Origin of the sequence: Nannocystis punicea, from assembly GCF_026965555.1 — a bacterium.
Lineage (GTDB): Bacteria > Myxococcota_A > Polyangia > Nannocystales > Nannocystaceae > Nannocystis > Nannocystis punicea.
Genome location: NZ_CP114040.1, coordinates 10,958,512 through 10,974,989, shown reverse-complemented (window position 1 = coordinate 10,974,989; position 16,478 = coordinate 10,958,512). Strand labels below are relative to the sequence as shown.

General features: G+C 72.2%; 14 protein-coding genes and 1 tRNA gene. 11 read left to right on the top strand and 4 right to left on the bottom strand.

Going from position 1 to position 16,478, the window contains the following annotated elements:
* Position 1 precedes the first annotated feature (1 nt).
* Positions 2-718 carry a CAP domain-containing protein gene (locus O0S08_RS42000; RefSeq protein WP_269035149.1) on the bottom strand — a complete coding sequence of 239 codons (717 nt, stop codon included), beginning with the start codon at positions 716-718 and terminating at the stop codon, positions 2-4.
* Between the two features lie 157 nt (positions 719-875).
* On the opposite strand from O0S08_RS42000, the gene O0S08_RS41995 reads away from it, so the two are divergent.
* The 6 genes from O0S08_RS41995 (at position 876) to O0S08_RS41970 (ending at position 5,446) form a co-directional block, all read left to right on the top strand.
* The gene (locus O0S08_RS41995; protein WP_269035148.1) at positions 876-1,289 is read left to right on the top strand and encodes a hypothetical protein; all 414 of its coding nucleotides are present in this window, start codon (positions 876-878) and stop codon (positions 1,287-1,289) included.
* Between the two features lie 220 nt (positions 1,290-1,509).
* The gene (gene pyk / locus O0S08_RS41990) at positions 1,510-2,961 is read left to right on the top strand and encodes a pyruvate kinase (protein ID WP_269035147.1); all 1,452 of its coding nucleotides are present in this window, start codon (positions 1,510-1,512) and stop codon (positions 2,959-2,961) included.
* Between the two features lie 47 nt (positions 2,962-3,008).
* A tRNA-Leu gene (locus O0S08_RS41985) sits at positions 3,009-3,093 on the top strand.
* Positions 3,094-3,233: 140 nt separating this feature from the next.
* Positions 3,234-4,097, top strand: a complete 864-nt coding sequence (locus O0S08_RS41980) for a 3-hydroxyacyl-CoA dehydrogenase family protein (RefSeq protein ID WP_269035146.1) — start codon at positions 3,234-3,236, stop codon at positions 4,095-4,097.
* A gap of 267 nt (positions 4,098-4,364) precedes the next feature.
* Positions 4,365-5,045 (top strand): hypothetical protein, encoded by a 681-nt coding sequence (locus tag O0S08_RS41975; protein ID WP_269035145.1) that lies wholly within the window; start codon positions 4,365-4,367, stop codon positions 5,043-5,045.
* Positions 5,042-5,446 (top strand): RidA family protein, encoded by a 405-nt coding sequence (locus tag O0S08_RS41970; RefSeq protein ID WP_269035144.1) that lies wholly within the window; start codon positions 5,042-5,044, stop codon positions 5,444-5,446. The genes O0S08_RS41975 and O0S08_RS41970 overlap by 4 nt, the downstream gene beginning before the upstream one ends.
* 56 nt (positions 5,447-5,502) lie before the next feature.
* Here O0S08_RS41970 and O0S08_RS41965 read toward each other — a convergent pair whose 3' ends face one another.
* Positions 5,503-7,833, bottom strand: a complete 2,331-nt coding sequence (locus tag O0S08_RS41965; RefSeq protein ID WP_269035143.1) for a hypothetical protein — start codon at positions 7,831-7,833, stop codon at positions 5,503-5,505.
* A gap of 78 nt (positions 7,834-7,911) precedes the next feature.
* Between O0S08_RS41965 and O0S08_RS41960 the strand changes: the two genes are divergently transcribed.
* Positions 7,912-8,451: a hypothetical protein gene (locus O0S08_RS41960; RefSeq protein ID WP_269035142.1), complete on the top strand. Its 540-nt coding sequence runs from the start codon at positions 7,912-7,914 to the stop codon at positions 8,449-8,451.
* Between the two features lie 157 nt (positions 8,452-8,608).
* Here the strand turns inward: O0S08_RS41960 and O0S08_RS41955 are convergent, their stop codons facing one another.
* Positions 8,609-9,745: a hypothetical protein gene (locus O0S08_RS41955; RefSeq protein WP_269035141.1), complete on the bottom strand. Its 1,137-nt coding sequence runs from the start codon at positions 9,743-9,745 to the stop codon at positions 8,609-8,611.
* Between the two features lie 345 nt (positions 9,746-10,090).
* On the opposite strand from O0S08_RS41955, the gene O0S08_RS41950 reads away from it, so the two are divergent.
* Positions 10,091-11,860, top strand: a complete 1,770-nt coding sequence (locus O0S08_RS41950; RefSeq protein ID WP_269035140.1) for an FG-GAP repeat domain-containing protein — start codon at positions 10,091-10,093, stop codon at positions 11,858-11,860.
* A gap of 216 nt (positions 11,861-12,076) precedes the next feature.
* On the top strand, positions 12,077-13,381 hold the full coding sequence (locus tag O0S08_RS41945) for a hypothetical protein (RefSeq protein ID WP_269035139.1): 1,305 nt from the start codon (positions 12,077-12,079) through the stop codon (positions 13,379-13,381).
* 71 nt (positions 13,382-13,452) lie between these two features.
* On the opposite strand, the gene O0S08_RS41940 is transcribed toward O0S08_RS41945, so the two are convergent.
* Positions 13,453-13,692, bottom strand: coding sequence for a hypothetical protein (locus O0S08_RS41940; protein WP_269035138.1), 240 nt, complete (start codon positions 13,690-13,692; stop codon positions 13,453-13,455).
* Between O0S08_RS41940 and O0S08_RS41935 the strand changes: the two genes are divergently transcribed.
* Together O0S08_RS41935 and O0S08_RS41930 are read left to right on the top strand one after the other, a co-directional pair.
* Positions 13,691-14,584, top strand: a complete 894-nt coding sequence (locus tag O0S08_RS41935; protein WP_269035137.1) for a hypothetical protein — start codon at positions 13,691-13,693, stop codon at positions 14,582-14,584. The genes O0S08_RS41940 and O0S08_RS41935 overlap by 2 nt on opposite strands.
* On the top strand, positions 14,581-16,308 hold the full coding sequence (locus O0S08_RS41930; RefSeq protein WP_269035136.1) for a hypothetical protein: 1,728 nt from the start codon (positions 14,581-14,583) through the stop codon (positions 16,306-16,308). Before O0S08_RS41935 ends, O0S08_RS41930 begins: the two co-directional genes overlap by 4 nt.
* The last annotated feature ends 170 nt before the right edge of the window (positions 16,309-16,478 follow it).

The window sequence follows — 16,478 nt, the reverse complement described above, 5'->3', positions numbered from 1 at the left end:
GTCACTTGAAGTTCTGCACCATCCACAGGTCGCCGCCGCCGGCGTCGGCGAAGCCGCAGGCGACCATGGTGTATTGCTCGCTCGACATGTTGATGTAGTGGCCGTGCATCTGGAAGTCCTCGCCCGGACCCTCGGCCCACATCTGCTCGAGGCAGCCCGGTAGCGACTGCTCGGCCGGGCTCGGCCAGCCGGGGCACTCGTTCTGGGCGAACTCGCCGCACATGCCGAAGGCGCCGTGCGGGGTGCCGCTCTGACCGTCGGCCGCGGCCTCGGCGTCGGAGCAGCCCTCGGCGTCGGCCCACCGCTGATACGGCGGCAGGCCCAGCGTGCCGCGGTACATGTTGATGGTGTCGACGCACAGCTGTCGCGCCTGCTCGTAGGGATCGCCGGGGTCGTCGGTGGTGCTGGTGGCCGAGCTCGGATCGCTGGTCGGCCCGCCCGAGGGATCGCTGGTCGGACCCGCCGACGGATCGGCGCCGGTCGTGGTGGCGCTGGTGCCGGTCGGGTCGGGCGGGTCGCCGGGGCCGACCTCCGTCGTGGTGCCGGCGTCGTCGCTGGTGGTCGCGACGCCGCCGGTGCCGTCGGTGTCGTCGGTGCCGCCGTCGGTGCCGCCGTCGGTGCTCGGCACCGCGGTGAGGCCGTCGAGCGGATCCTTGCTGTCGGAGCAGGCGGCGAGACACAGCGGGGCGAGCAGGGCCAGCGAGACGAGAGTGCGCATGACGACCTCCGGACTGGCAACATACCAGGCGCACGCGCCCGTCGCGTCGCCGCGCGCGTGCGCAAGCGGCAGGCTTCGCGGCCCCGACGCGCGCGCGCGGACATGAGGCATCCGCGAGTGCGGCCACCTCGCGCCTGCGATTGATTACCCTCGCCGCGTGTTCGGGTTCATCGCCTCTGTCGTCGGCTTCGGCCTGTTCGTCTGGTTGGCCAACAGCATGCTTCACGACGGCGCCGCCGAGGAGGCCGCGCACGACCGGCTGCGCGCGAGCGGGACGAAGGCGAGCGGGACGATCGCGTCGGTAGGCGCCGGGCGGCTCAGGTCGCGTCAGGGCTCGCTCGGGATCTATGTGCGGCCGGTGGGGCTGAAGGTGGCGCTGCCGACCGGCGAGGTGCGGGTCGAGGTCGACATCGCGGTGCCGGAGACGCTGCTGCACTTGCTCATCGCCGGTGCGCCGTGCGAGGTCGTCATCGATCCGGCGAACCACAAGCACGTGTGCATCACGTCGATCGGCAACGCCTTCGGCGTGCACACGCCGGTGGAGCTCGGGTCGCTGCACTCGCGCTGGTGAGTGGGCGTTCGCTCGTCGCAGATCGGCGCACTCCGGGACAAGTCGCGAAGGCGCGTTCACAGGCGCCGCGCGGGCCACTCGGCGGGCGAATTGGCGAAAATGGCGGACTCGGCGGCGCGTGGGCGTCCGCGCGCGGTGCGCGGCCGAGGTGTGCGCCGTGGCAAACGCGTCACCGCGGCGGGATGTGGCGGGGCGGGGGCGTCATGGCATGATGCGCGCCATGTCGCTTCCGCCCCTTCGCCGCGCCAAGATCGTCTGCACGATCGGCCCCTCGAGCCAGGACCAGATCGGCGCGCTCATCTCGGCCGGCATGAACGTCGCCCGCCTCAACTTTTCGCACGGGTCGCACGAGGACCACACGCGGGTGTTTCAAGCGATCCGCAGCGAGGCGTCGGCGCGCGACCTCGCGGTGGCGGTGCTCGCCGACCTGCAGGGGCCCAAGATCCGCGTCGGCAAGATCCCGGCGCCGGGGTTCGAGCTCAAGGTCAACGACGAGTTCATCCTCTGCGTCGACCCCGAGGGCAAGGTCGAGCCGGGCCGTGTGACGATCGACTACCCGCACTTGGCCGGCGAGGTGAAGCCGGGCGACCGCATCCTGATGGACGACGGGGCGCTCGAGGTGCGCGTGACCGGGGTCGAGGGGCCCGACATCAAGACGACGGTGGTGACCGGCGGGACTCTGACGTCGCGCAAGGGCGTCAACCTGCCGGGGGTCCACCTGTCGCTGCCGTCGATGACGGAGAAGGACAAGGAGGACCTGCGCTTCGCGCTCGAGCTCGGCGTCGACCTGGTGGCGATCTCGTTCGTGCGCCAGCCGGAGGACGTGCTGGCGGTGCGCACGCTGATGGAGGAGCTCGGCCGGGTGGTGCCGATCGTGGCCAAGATCGAGAAGCCCGAGGCGGTCACCAACCTGAAGTCGATCCTCGAGGTGTCGAACGGGATCATGATCGCCCGCGGCGACCTCGGGGTGGAGATGGGGCCCGAAGAGGTGCCGGTGATCCAGAAGCAGGGCATCGAGCTGGCCAACCGCGTCGGCAAGCTGGTGATCACCGCGACGCAGATGCTCGACTCGATGATCCGCAACCCGCGGCCGACCCGCGCCGAGGCGTCCGACGTCGCCAACGCGGTGCTCGACGGCTCCGACGCGGTGATGCTGTCCGGAGAGACAGCCTCGGGCGCGTACCCGCTGCAGGCGGTGCACACGATGGACAAGATCGTCCGCTCCATCGAACGCCAGGAGCGCTTCTGGCGGGAGCCGTCCGACCTCGACCTCGGCCACTCGACCAACGCGATCGCCCGCGCCGCCGTGGTCTGCTGCAAGTCGCTGCCCGACACCAAGGCGATCGTGACGTACACGGTGTCCGGCGGGATCGCCCGCCTCGTCAGCGACTACCGCCCTCGCGTCCCCATCTTCGCGTTCACGCCCAACCCGGCGACCTACCAGGCCCTCGCGGTCTACTGGGGCGTGGTCCCGGTCCTCTTCACCGTGTCCAGCCCCCACGGCAACAGCATCTTCGTCGACATCGACAGGCTCATCCTGAGCCGCGGGATGCTGGCGCGCGGAGACCGCATCGTGATCACCCTCGGCTACCCGGTGAAAGATCACAAGTCCGTGAACCTCCTCAAGCTCCACGTGGTCGGGGAGAGCTTGCCTCCCCCGCCCAACATGTGATACACAGCGCCTCCCCTTGGGGAACCCAGGGGGAGGCCGACAGCCACGCGAAGGTGGCGGAATTGGTAGACGCGCTAGACTAAGGATCTAGTGGGGTAACCTGTGAGGGTTCGAGTCCCTCCCTTCGCACCACGCCGAGGACCTCCTCGGCGTTTTGTTTTTGGTCCTGCCGCCATGGCCTGCGGGCCTGGACCCGGAGGGGTTCGCGCCTCACGCAGGGCTGCGAGTTTCACGGGGCTCGCGGGCGCGAGGTCGGGCTATAACCCGGCGCCATGACAGCGTCCGCCATCTCCACGGTCGCCGTGATCGGCGCCGGCACCATGGGCCACGGGATCGCCCAGGTCGCCGCCGCCGCCGGCTTTCAGACCCGCCTCTACGACGTCCGCACCGACCTGGTCGAGGCCGGTCTGACGAAGATCCGCGCCAACCTCGACGGCGGGGTGGCCAAGGGCAAGGTCACCGAAGACCAGCGGACGGCCACCCTGGCGGCCCTGCGCGGCGAGAGCGACCTCGAGGCGGCCGTCACCGGCGCCGACCTCGTGGTCGAGGCGGTCCCCGAGAAGCTGGCGCTCAAGCAGGAGCTGTTCACGAAGGTGGCGGCGCACGTGGCGACCACGGCGGTGCTGGCGACCAACACCAGCTCCCTCAGCGTGACCGCGATCGCGGCCGGGCTGCCGCACCCGGAGCGCGTGATCGGGACGCACTTCTTCAACCCGGTCCACGTGATGAAGCTGCTCGAGATCGTGGTCGGTCAGCAGACCTCGCCCGAGGTGCTGGCGACCGTGCAGGCCTGGGGCGCGAAGCTCGGCAAGGACTGCATCGTGGTCCGCGACTCGCCTGGCTTTGCGACCAGCCGCCTCGGCCTGGTGATCGGCCTCGAGGCGATCCGCATGGTCGAGGAGAAGGTGGCCTCCGCGGAGGACATCGACAAGGCGATGTGCCTCGGCTACGGCTTCCCGATGGGCCCGCTCAAGCTGACCGACCTGGTCGGCCTCGACGTCCGCCTCAACATCGCCGAGTACCTGGCGGCCAACCTGCAACAGGGCGACCACTTCCGCCCGCCGGCGCTGCTCCGCGAGATGGTCGCGGCCGGCAAGCTCGGCAAGAAGTCGGGCGAAGGCTTTTATAAGTGGTGAGCGACGGCCGCTCGCGGCAGTGACCGCGAGCGACCACGGGCGCGCGACTCGAAGGTGCGCGCGCCGGTTCGCTGCATGCGCGACGGAGTGAGCTCCGCTCGCGGTCGAGAGCGCGGCGCGGCGCCGCGACCGTTCGCCCCGCGGTTGCGACCGTTCGCGGAGTTGGCGGGCAGGAACGGCCCGGCCGCGGGCGTATGAGCGAGCGCAGGAGGCGCTCGCATGTGGAGCCCGTGGAGACGACACTTTGAAGACAATGCCCGCAGGCCGTTGCCGACGATCGACGCCGAGGGGGTGCCGGAGGCCTGGCGGGCGCCACTCGGCCGGTCGCTGGCGATCTTCCAGGTCGGCGAGAGCGGGGAGGGCCGGATCGTGCGAGAGATCGAGCGCTCGCGCCTGGGGGGAATCGACGCCGACTACCGGGCGGCGCTGAAGCTGTTCGTCAAGGAGGAGGGCCGGCACGCGCGGATCCTGGCGGCGATGGTGCGAGCGCTCGGCGGCTCGCTGCGCCGGACCGCCTGGACCGACCGCCTGTTCGTCCACGGCCGCCGACTGCTCGGCCTGCGGTTGAAGTTGCTGGTGCTGCTGGCCGCCGAGGTCATCGGCATCGGCTTCTACGGCCTGCTCGCCGGGCGCCTGGGGGGCTGTCCGATCGGCCAGGTGCTGCGGGAGATCTGCGGCGACGAGGAGGCCCACCTCGAGTTCCACTGCGCGTTCTTCCGCCTGCAGACGGCGTCGCCGTGGCGGCGGGCGCTCTTCAGCGCGGCGTGGTTCGCGGTCGCGGCGGCCGCCTGCGCGGTGGTGCTGATCGATCACCGACCGACGCTGCGGGCGCTGGCGATCGACGGGGCGCCGCGGCGGCTGTGGGGGCTGGTGGTCGCGGTGCGCCGCCGCGTGTGCGCCGACGGGGTGGCCGCGGCCGCGCCCGGGCGTGCTAGCGTGGCGGCGTGAGCCAGACAGACTTCGAGCGGGTCTACTCGCGCGCGCCGTGGGAGCAGCAGGTCGGCTACTGCCGGGCGCTGCGGGCGGGCGACATGGTCTTCGTGACAGGTACGGCGCCGGTCGACGAGGACGGCGGCGGGGTGTTCGCGCCGGGCGACGCGTACGCGCAGGCGCGGCGCTGCCTCGAGCTGATCGAGCGGGCGCTGCGGCCGTTCGGGACCGACCGCACGCGGATCGTGCGGACGCGGATGTTCGTGACCGACATCGCCCGCTGGGCCGAGTACGGGCGCGCGCACGCCGAATTCTTCGGGGAGCACCGGCCGACGACGACGATGGTCGAGGTCCGGCGGCTGATCGACCCGGCGATGCTGATCGAGATCGAAGCCGACGTGTTCGCGCCGGTGGGATGATTGGGGCGCATGTCTTTCAGGGCATGCCCGTTCAGGCATGTCCTCGCGGGCATGTTTTATAGACCATGTCGAGTCCGCGGCAGGCGCTCGACGAGCTCCCAGGGGACGACGCGGACGTCGCGGTGGAACTGGCACCACAGGGCGAAGCGCGCGGCGAGGAAGCAGGCGAAGGTCGCGGAGCCGCGCAGGTCGAGGAGCTCCGGGCGCAGGCGCGAGACCTCGCCGGTCGCCAGCCACAGCACCTTGGCGACGTCGCCGTCCACATCGTCGCCCTGACTGACGATCACGGCGTCGCCGGGGCCGCGCGCCAGAGTCATGATGTTCTCCACCTCGGGGAACAGCCGCGCGAGCGCGCCGTCGCTGCGCAGGCGACAGAGCCGGCGATCCACCAGCAGGAGCAGGCCGTCGCCGTCGTCGTCGAGGACGGCGGGCGGGGCGTCGAAGGGGCGCTCCACGTCGAGCGGGTCGAGGGGCAGGAGGGTCGCGTGCGGAGCGTCGTCGGTCCACACCAGTCGGTGCGCGCGCCCGCCGACGACCAGGAGGGCCGATCCGTCGCGGAAGATGCGGGCCTCGAACGAGGTGGGGAGCGGGCGGTCGCTCGTGGGTAGCGCGAGCGGAGTGCCGTCGCTCCAGCGCGGCTCGGCGCCCGGGCGGGCGTAGTCCGCGGCGAGGAGGGAGCGGTCACCGAGGCGGCGCAAGATCCGGGCCTCGCTGCCGGGATCGATGCGGCTGGCGCGGAAGGGTCGCGCGGCGAGGCCGTCGAGCGGACCGTCGAGCTCCAACTTGCCGACGTGCAGACGGGTCTCGCCGGCGCGGCGGGCGAGCGCGTGCAGGGTGCCGCGGGCGTCGATGTCCGCGCTGTGGAGGAACAGGCCGTCGATCGCGACGATGCCGAGCGGTGCGGCGGCGGTGTCGATCACCCAGGTGCTCTCCGGGTGAGCGTCGCTGAGCACGAGACGATCGAGGTGGCGCGCCTTCACCGACGCGCAGGGCAGCTCGTGCCGCTCGATCGGCCGCGTCGGCCCTCGCTCGTCCTCGGGCCGCACGAACGACCAGGCGACGTGATCCGCCCGCAGGTCGTCGGCGTCGGCCCGGGCCAGCGCTTCGCGCCAGGCGTCGATCCGCGGCGCGTCGACGGCGAGCGGCGCGAGGTGCCACTCGTCCGCGACGAGCACGCCGTCGAGGAGCGCGCGCGGCACGAGCAAGGGGCGCTCCTCGGGCTCGTGCGCGGCGAAGGTGGCACGGAGGACGCCGCGGATCGCGTCGCGGCCCCAGCGAGACGACACGAGGTCGAGGCGGAAGCCGCGACCGACGTACGGGAACTGCGAGCGCACGAGCGCGAGCTCCCAGTCGGGCTGGACCCATCGCCAGTAGAGCTCATGCAGATCGGTGGAGAGGGCGGCGAAGTCGCCGGGGCTCGAGACCGGGAGCGGGTGAGGATCGCCGCCGTAACGGACCGCGGGGCGCGGGCAGGCGAGGCCCGGCACGTGGGTGAGCTCGAGGACGCCGGGGTCGCCGATGGCTCGCAGGCCACGCTCGGCGGCCGCGCGGAAGGGGGTCTCGTCGATGGGGAGTGGCGCGTCGACGAAGTCGCGGCCTCGGGGCGGCCAGTGGAGCTCGAGGTCGATCACGACGCCGAGGCCGCGGGCGTGGATGGTCGCGAGCGCCTGCGCGAGCTCGGGATCGAGTGATTCTCGGTCAGCGAGGCGCTCGCCGAGCGCGGCGTGGGACCACACCCACCCCGGCCACGCGGCGTCGCCGGCCGGCAATGCGGCCAGGAGCGCGGCGGGCGGGCGGTCGGGGCCGAGGAGGCGGAACAGCTGCTCGCGGACCCTCGGTGTGTGGCTGTCGGCGATCCGCACGAGGCGTAGCGGCGCGCGCGTCGACCAGGCGTGGGCGGCAGCGAGGGCGCGCAGGGTCGCTGCGCGCGCAACGACTTGGCCGTGGGCGCGGGCGGACCGGGCGGCGTGGACGAGCGGAGCGAGCGCGGCGAACCCGGCCGCGTGGTCGCGCGTGCCCGCGAGCCACGGCAAGAATTCGCCGACGACTGCGCGCTCGTCGAATGGCTCGAGGTGGACGCTGGCGACCTCGAAGAGGCCGTCGTCAGGGACGAAGGTGCTCTCGTGGCACCATTCGACGGTGACGATCGCGTCCGCGCTCATGGCCGCGTCGACGACCGACTCTTCGATGGCGTCGAGGTCGGTCCCCGCGCTCATCACGACGTCGTCGACGAAGGCGACCAGCACGCTCGAGCTGCGCGACCACAGGACGTCCCGCGGCCCGAGGCCCCAGTCGAGCAAGGCCGCGCAGACGAGGCGCTCGAGCTCGTCGCGGCGCGTGGGCGCGAAGTCGCGGACGATGAACGCGGCCCGGTAGCTGGTCGACATGGGCGGAGTAGAACACAATCACCGGAGCGTCCGCGGGTCGACTTGCGCGCGCGGACCATCTTCGTGGAGTCTCGAGTCGTGTCGTCCGCGCTCGTCGTCCTCGCAGTGGTCCTGCTCGTCGTCGTGCCGGCGTTCGTGCTCGGGCTGCGAGCCGCGCTCCAGCACCAGCGGCGGTACGACGAGGGGTTGAAGAACAAGGAGCAGGCGCCGCGGAAGTCCCGGCCGGACCCCGATCAGGAGCTGGTGATCGCGGCCGGACGCCTGGTAAAGGCCTACGTCTTCGAGCCGGCGAGCGCGGTCGAGGTGACCGAGGAGATGCTGTGCGAGGCGCCGGAAGCGTGGCACGGCAAGACCATCCGCGTGGTCGCGTGGTGGGGGATCGGGTTCGAGTACTCGTCGATCGGGCCGGCCCACGCAGTCGGCGTGAACGGCATCGCGTCGCCGGGTCGCGGCCGGCACAAGGTGCGCGCCGCCGGCCTGTGGGTGTTCCCGCGAGCGCAGGGCTCGAGCAAGAACCTGCCCGGTTTCGGCCACCTCGGCATGAGCTGGGGCGAGTTCCGCATCCACGAGGCGGAGTTTTTGATAATACAGAGCGACGACGAGGCCGCTTCGTCGTGAGCTTCGCGGACGCGGGGAGCATCGCTCCCGCGCGCCGGGTGAGCGCAGGAGCATCGCCGAGTGCGGCGAGGGGCGCATCACTCTCGTGCGCGAGTGAACGCAGAAGCATCACCGGAGCCGCGCGAAGAGCATCGCTCTCGCGCAGCGTGAGCGCAGGTCAGCGCTGCGAGCGGAGGTCGAGCGCGCCGGCGAACAGGCGCAGCGGGCCGCCCGACACGCGGTCGCGGATCGCCACGAGCCCGTGGGTCGCGCCGAGCGGCGGCAGGACTGCCTCGGTCTTGTGGCCCGCGCGGCGCAGCGCGGCCGTCAATGCCTCGGCGATCGCGTCCCAGTCGCCGGGGTCGTCGAGCTCGAGCTCCGACGCGCCGTGGCGGGCCGCCAGGGCCGTGACCGCGGCGCGCACGACTGCTTCGTCTTCGTCGTGGAGCTGGCGCGCGACGAATACACCGTCGGCCAGCGCCGCCTCGCTGCGCGACACGAGGTCCTCCTCGCCGGCGTAGTGGCGGTGCAGCATCGCCAGCGCGTCGTCGCGGGTCATCGTCTCGGGCCCCGCGCCCTCGTCGGCGAGCAGGCGGCGACACGCGGCGACGTCGAGGTCCTTCGCCAGGCCGTTGTTGTGGAGCTCGCGCAGCGCGTCGGCGAGCGGGACGGCGGCGGAGGGCTCCATCGCGCAGGCGAGCAGCTCGCTGCGGCTCATGCCCAGGTGGCCGAAGCCCTGCAGCGGGCCCCTCTCGCCGGCCTCGAACCACCCGGTCACCCGCCACGCGCTCGCGTCCATGCGCCCCGGGCCCCCGAGGTGTCGCGCCGCGTCGGCCGGCCGCAGCCACGCGCCGGCGAACGTCGACTGCTCGAGCCCGACGGTCCACACGCCGAGGGTGCGCACGAACTGCCGCGAGTACCTCGCCGGCTCCGCGGCGAGCGTCGCCGCGTCGACGTCGAGCGGGACGCGGGGGAGCGCGAGCGCCTCGCGGACGGCCGCTGCGGCCTCGTCGGCCTCGGCGAAGCTCAGCGGGCCGATCCGCCGCGTGTTGGCCGGCTCGTCCCAGCCGCAGGTGCGGTGAAAGCTGCCGAGGAAGCGCAGCAGCGCCGAGCCTCCGCTCGTCTGCACCTCGACGTCGAAGATCTGGTCCTCCGGCATCCACACTGCGTCGTGCTTGACGCCGCTGTCCTTCGAGTGCTGGGCGAGGACGTCGCGCGGCCCGACCGAGCGGGCGACGATCCACGAGCGTCCGTCGCGTTTGGCGCGGCCGAGGGTGAGCGAGGCGGTGCGGACGAGCGGGATCGGCGGCGGCATCGTGGGCGCGGTGATGTTGCCGCCGGACCCCGCTGTCTGGCAACGCGCGCACGTTCGCCGGCGCCCCGTGCGTCCGGGGAGCACGGCGAACGCGGGCCAGGCGGGCCCGGTCGTGGGCGCGGAGCTCCACGGACGCGCGTGCGGCGAGCGGCCCCGGTCGATCGCAGGCGCGCGGTCACGAGGAATCGCAGCTTCGTCGCTCGTCCTGGTCACACGTGGATTCGCGAGTGTCGTGCGAGCGCGGACGTCGATGGCAGCGGCGCGCGGGCGAATTCGAGACAATGGCCCTTGGGACAGGTGAGTCCATCTGGTCGCGGCCGGCAGGACGGCGTATCGTCGCCGCCGATGCGCACTTCGACTCGCTTGCTCCCGGTGACGATGTTCCTCCTGCTCGCGGCCTGCGGCGACGACGGCGGCACCACGGCGACGCAGGGGGGAGTCAGCCAGACCGGCGCGACCATGACTGGCGCGTCGATGACGACGCCGACGACCGGCGTCAGCGACAGCGCCACCGGGACCGACACCGAGCAGGGCACGGGCACCGACAGCGCGACCGGCGAGCCGACGACGTCGACGACGTCGACGACCGGCACCACGGGCGTGAGCGAGACGACCGGCACGTCGATGCCGAGCAGCGAGAGCGACGGGACCACGGGGGCCAAGTTCGACCTCGGCGGGGACACGGAGTCGACGAGCACCACCGGCGCTCCGGTCGACCAGTGCAAGGCGACCGACGACGACATGGGCGGGGTCGGCGACTGCACGATGGAGGCGCCGCCCGACGCGTTCGAGCCCGACATCCAGTGGAGCTGGAACGGGCCGGGGCTGGAGAAGGAGTCGCTGGTGACGCCGCTGGTGGCCAACCTGACCGACGACAACAACGACGGCGAGATCGACCTGTGCGACACGCCGGACGTGATCGTGATGGTGACCCAGTTCCCCAACGACGGCCACATCTACGTGCTCGACGGCGCGACCGGCACGCAGCACTTCATGATCCCGGTCGCGCTGACGTGGTCGATCAACCCGGCGATCGGCGACATCGACAACGACGGCTTGCCCGAGATCATCGCCGCCACCGGGCCGGGCTTCGGCGGGCCGTCGTTCGCGATCGCGTTCGAGCACGACGGCACCGTCAAGTGGCAGGGCAACACCGGCGTCTCGCACAGCCAGGGCGGCGCGATCACCCTCGCCGACCTCGACAACGACGGCGACGTCGAGATCAGCATGGACAAGCTGATCATCGACCACAACGGCCAGACGGTGGTGACCCTGCCCGAGAACCAGTACGCCGAGAACTTCACCACGGTCGCGGCCGACCTCGACGGCGACGGCGACCTCGAGGTGGTGATCGGCCCCAGCGCGTACCACCACGACGGCTCGGTCTACTTCCAGAACCCGAACCTCGAGCGGGGCTTCGCCCAGGTCGCCAACCTCGACGCCGACCCCGAGCCGGAGATCATGGTCAACAGCGGCAGCGGGCTGACGCTGCTCGAGCACACCGGCGCGATCAAGTACCAGAACCAGAAGCCCGGCGGCGGGTCGTCGTGGTTCCGGCCCGGCACCGTCCACGACTTCGACGGCGACAAGGTGTCGGAGGTGGCGACCAGCGCGTCCAACTCGTACGTGATGTTCGAGGGCGACCTGACTGTCAACTGGCTCGCCCCGGTCCAGGACGCCAGCGGCTGGGCCGCCGGCACCGCGTTCGACTTCGACGGCAACGGCGTCGCCGAGGCGATGTACGCCGACGAGGCCAACCTCTACGTGTTCGACGGCCAGGGCAAGCCGCTGCTCAACGTGCCGCGCAGCGCCCGGACGCTGGCCGAGTACCCGGTCGTCGCCGACGTCGACAACGACGGCTCGGCCGAGATCGTGGTGGTCTCCGACGCGGGCTTCGGCGGCAACCAGACGGCGCCGACGGTGCAGGTGATCCGCGACATCGAGGACCGGTGGATCCAGCCGCGGCGGATCTGGAATCAGCACACCTACCACGTCACCAACGTGCGCGAGGACGGCAAGATCCCGCAGTTCGAAGAGCCGTGGTGGCAGTCGCTGAACACGTTCCGCACCAACTCGCAGATCGAGGGCGGCGAGATCTGCATCCCGCCGCAGTGATGTCTCGGTGCGGCGGGTCGTCCGCGCGCGAGCGACCTTTCTCCGGAAACGAGCGGCACGGATGACGGCGGACGCCGACGGTGGATCGGCATCGGGACAAACAATGGCGGCCATGGGGAACGAGCCTGCAGCCCCGTGTGCTCGGGGGACCGTTGCGGACGCGCACGGTGTGCAGCTCCTTGCGGCGGAGCCCGGTGCGACGTAGCTTGGGACACGATGACGCTCCGTTCGCTCGCGTTCGCACTCGCGCTCGGTTCGTCGGACGAGCCGGCGCGCGCGCTCGCGGAAGGGCGCTTCACCGACGCGGCACAGGCGATCGAGACGTCGGCGACGCAGGACAGCGAAATGCTGTGGACGGCCGCCGAGATCCGGACGGGGCTCGGGCAGCCGGAGCTCGCGGAGGCTGACCTTTCGGCCAGCGAGCGCATCGCCGGGCAGCGCTCGTCGGCCGACGCGGCGGCGGCGTTCTGGCGGCGGCGAGCGCTGTTGTGGACCTGGGAGCAGCGGCTCGAGCACATGCGGACGTACCTACGCCGGCACGCACGTCACGGCGGGCTCGCGCGACGAATCGTCGCCGAGGCGACGATCGCACAGTTCCTGTGGCTCCTGTCCTGTAAGGGGAGCGTGTCCCACGGCGTGTGCGCGGAGTTTGATGTGCAGGTACGCAGGCGCGCGCGGGACACTGGCTGGCCGCGCAGACCGTGGGCGGATAAGTCGAAGAAAGCCGTGCCGGCGAAGCTGGGGCCGATTTTCGTCCACTGCGATATCACATTCGGGCGTGTGCAGGGGTCCGAGCGCGAGCCGCGGGGATCGGCCGCAGCGCGGGCGCAGCTCCGGCGCGTCGTCACGCTCGCGCGCAAGGCCGACAGCGCGGTGCTCTCGGAGCCGGAGGTCGCAGCGGCGGTCCTCGCGGCGGAGCTCTCGCTGCTCGACACGTCGCTCGAGGCGTACTTGATGAAGCACGTCGGCGAGCCGCGGCTGTACCCCGATCGCTGGCTGGCGAATTCGCAGGCGCCCGCGGACATCCGGGAGCTCGGCCGGCAACGCCGCGAGGTCGCGCGGGCCGAGCGGGAGCTCGCGGATACGAACAGGGCGCTGGCGACCGAGGGCGCCGCGCTGCGCAAGCGGTACGAGGAGTTTGCCCTCCGCGCGGGCTCGGGACGGATCGCACGCGACGCCTGGTTCCGCGTCGCGTTGGTGTCACAGCACCACGCGGCGGAGCTCGGGGGCGCCCGGCCGAGAGGCGGCTTTCCGAGCGGGGAAGAAGCGCTGCGCTGGTGCGACGAGTCATCGGCCCGCGTCGCGCCGCTCCGACAGGCGGCCCGCGAGGCGTACGCGCGCTGTCTCTCCGACGCGACGGCGCGCGGTGAGTTCGACGCGGGCGTTGAGGTGTGCGAGCAGGTGCTCGTCGAGTACTGGCCGAAGGACTACCCCGCACCCGCCGAGCTCGTCGGCAGGCCGGGGCTGCTAGCGAGCGCGCCGCAGAGCATCGGTTTCATCCTCGAGCCACCGCTCGAGTGAGTCTGGTGCGTCCTGCAGTGACGATTCGGGCGCGACGCGTCCGCCGCCTCGCTCGCTGCGCGGCGGACGAACTAGGGGCCGATCATGAGGTAGCGGATCTCCGAGCTCAGGACGCCGAGGACCTCGTCGTCGTTGACCGCGAGGTGCATGTTGCCGCCCGGATCGAGGCGGAAGCCGGCGCGACCGGCGAACACGTCTTCCGCGACGACCTCGTGCTCCGCGGGCAGAGAACCGGGCCAGGCCAGGCGCAGCTGCGAGCTGCCGGCGCCATGGTTATCTTTTCGCGGTGATCGGGCGTATCGTGCGGTCATGTGTCGCGTGTCCTGGCTGCTGGCCCTGCTGGTCGCAGGGTGTCTTCCGCCCGCGAGCGAGAGCGTCCTCGGCGGGACGGCAGGCGGCGCGACGACCACGGTCGACGCGGGCTCGGGCACTTCGACCACGAGCACGACGGGCACCACCTCGACGGGCGTCACGGGCGATCCGCCGCCGCTCCCCGACCTCGCGGCGGATAGCGACATGGGCCCGGGAGTCGTGGCTTGTGACATCTACGCGCAGGACTGTCCCGAAGGACAGAAGTGCGCGTGGACGGCCCCGCCGGGCGAGCTGTACTGGGCGCACACGACCTGCGTCCCGCTCTCGCGCGAGCCGTTGCCGCCCGGCTCGCCTTGCCAGTACGACGTGGATGACCCGTTCACGGGCGTCGACGACTGCGACATCGGCAGCGCCTGCGTCGAGCGGCCGTACTCGCCGGACCCGTGGGACGGCGAGGGCGCGTGCCTGTCGTCGTGCATGGGCACGGCGGGGCACCCGTACTGCGACGTCGGCTCGCTGTGCGTCGGCGGCCGCGCGCAGTGGTTGTGCGTCCCCATGTGCGATCCGCTGCTGCAGGACTGCGCGCCCGGAAATCGCTGCGATCTGTCCGGGGGCGGGACGCTGTGCGTGGGGGACCTGCCCGACGGGCCCCGGGTCGCCGTCGGCGAGGTCTGCAGCTGGATCGACGACTGCGAGCTCGGGGCGACGTGCCTCGGCGGCGCGGTCCCGGACTGCGCCGGCGAGTCTTGCTGCACTCCGTTCTGCGATCGCAGCGATCCGCAGGCGGCGTGTCCGTTGCCGGGGCAGAAGTGCGTGGCGCCCTGGGAGCTGTCCTTCGAAAAGCCCGGGGCCGAAGCCGTGGGCGTGTGCGGGACGGAGGCGCTGCCGTGAGGGCGCGTCTCCTGGCGATCGCGCCGGCGTTGCTGCTCTCGGCCTGCGGCAACGACGCCGTCGATCCGACCGCGGGCGGGGCGACGTCGACGAGCACCGGCATGTCGACGACGACCGGCGCGGTCGTCACGCTCACCACGTCGCTCGTCACCGAGCCCGGCGGTAGTTCGGGCGATGAAGGCACCTGTCTCAACGACCAGACGCGATCGTGCTACGGCGGGCCGGCGGGCACCGAGGGCGTCGGGCTCTGTCGCGCCGGCGTCGAGACCTGCGATTGGTTCGGTCGATGGGGCCCGTGCGTCGGCGAGGTCACCCCGCAGCAGCAGGACTGCGCGACCCCGGAGGACGAGTCGTGCAGCGAGGTCGCTCCGTGCAGCGGCGGCCTGGCGTGGAGCCGGCGGTTCCCGTACCCCGACGGGGCGATTCGCGCGTCGGCGCTCGCGGTCGCCGGGAACGGCGAGGTCGTGGCGACCGGGACATTCCGCGGAGACGTGATGTTCGGCGGCGTGCTCCGCCACGCGGCCGGCGAGGGGGACATCTGGATCGCCCGCTTCGATCCCGAGGGCGCCGTGCTGTGGTTCCGCAGCTTCGGCGCGCCCGGACCGGCCGAGTACCCCGGCCTGGCGACGAGCGACGGGAACATCCGCCTCGCGCCCGACGGCGACATTCTCTTCACCTCGAGGTGCGTGGGCGACGTCGACTTCGGCCAGGGGCCGCTCGCCGGCGAGGAGCACGACGCGGTGGTGCTGCGAATGACCGCGGCGGGCGAGGTCGAGTGGGCGCGCCGCGCCGCCGGGATGGCCGAATCGCACGACGGCGGCGAAAACACTCTGTGGGTCGCGCCCGGGCCCGACGGCCGCGCGTGGCTGGCGGCGACGATTCGCGGCAGCGTCGATGTCGGCGGCGGGCCGCTGAAGTCGGCCGGGTGGGGCGACGTGCTGCTCGCCCAGCTCGACGTCGACGGCACCGTGCTGTGGAACCACCGCCACGGCGATCCGGGGCACCAGACGGTGCGGGCGATCGACGCGACGCCCGATGGCGGGCTGGTGATCGCGGGCGGCCTCGAGGGGGCGCTCGACTTCGGCGACGGACCGCTGCTCAGCGCCGGCACCAGCGACGCGTATGTCGTCCGATTCGACGCCGAGGGCGCGCCGCTGTGGGCTCGCACGTACGGCGACAACTTCATGCAGAGCGCCGACGACGTGCGCGTCGACGAGGCCGGGGAGATCGTGGTCGCGGGGCACTTCGAGTCGGCGATCGACCTCGGCGGCGGGCCGCTGAAGACGGCGAAGGTCGAGCACGACCCTTATCCCGGGCACTTCTGGTGGACGGGCATCTTCGTCGCGCGGCTCGACGGCGGCGGCGAGCATCGCTGGAGCACCGCGCTCCTCCGCGAGACGGAGTCGGTGGGGTTCTCGACGCTCGACGTGGGCGCGGACGGGACGATCGTCCTCGCCGGCGGCGGTGAGGAGCGGCCGCAGTTCGCGGGCGACGTGTGGGGCCAGCACGACGGCCCATGGCTCGCAGCGCTCGCCGGCGACGGGTCGCAGCGGTGGTTGCACGGCTTGTTCAATTCAGCGACGGGCCAGTCGATCCTCGCGGGCGCCGGCCCGACGGGCGCGGCGATCGCGGCGTTCGAGATCTACGGCGAGGTCTACCTCGACGGCGCGCCGTTCGGCGAGCCGGACGTGGGGCAGCTGGTCCTCGCGCAGTTCGGGCCGTGAACCCGGCGAGCGGCCGCGGACGCGAGATGTCTCAAGAGACAGCCCACGTGGGGCGCGTCGGCCGCTGGGTGCGCCGGCGCGAGATGTCCCAAGAGACAGAGAGCGAGTGACGCGCGTCTACCGCGGTGCGCGGCGTCGGCGTGGCGAGCTCGACGGGATCGCGGCGCGGT

What these genes read in the sequence shown, in the direction of transcription:
- O0S08_RS41950 (WP_269035140.1), top strand. Translation starts at nt 10,091, where the DNA reads ATGCGCACTTCGACTCGCTTGCTCCCGGTGACGATGTTCCTCCTGCTC.
- O0S08_RS41945 (WP_269035139.1), top strand. Translation starts at nt 12,077, where the DNA reads ATGACGCTCCGTTCGCTCGCGTTCGCACTCGCGCTCGGTTCGTCGGAC.
- O0S08_RS41940 (WP_269035138.1), bottom strand. Translation starts at nt 13,692, where the DNA reads ATGACCGCACGATACGCCCGATCACCGCGAAAAGATAACCATGGCGCC.
- pyk (WP_269035147.1), top strand. Translation starts at nt 1,510, where the DNA reads ATGTCGCTTCCGCCCCTTCGCCGCGCCAAGATCGTCTGCACGATCGGC.
- O0S08_RS42000 (WP_269035149.1), bottom strand. Translation starts at nt 718, where the DNA reads ATGCGCACTCTCGTCTCGCTGGCCCTGCTCGCCCCGCTGTGTCTCGCC.
- O0S08_RS41935 (WP_269035137.1), top strand. Translation starts at nt 13,691, where the DNA reads ATGTGTCGCGTGTCCTGGCTGCTGGCCCTGCTGGTCGCAGGGTGTCTT.
- O0S08_RS41965 (WP_269035143.1), bottom strand. Translation starts at nt 7,833, where the DNA reads ATGTCGACCAGCTACCGGGCCGCGTTCATCGTCCGCGACTTCGCGCCC.
- O0S08_RS41980 (WP_269035146.1), top strand. Translation starts at nt 3,234, where the DNA reads ATGACAGCGTCCGCCATCTCCACGGTCGCCGTGATCGGCGCCGGCACC.
- O0S08_RS41955 (WP_269035141.1), bottom strand. Translation starts at nt 9,745, where the DNA reads ATGCCGCCGCCGATCCCGCTCGTCCGCACCGCCTCGCTCACCCTCGGC.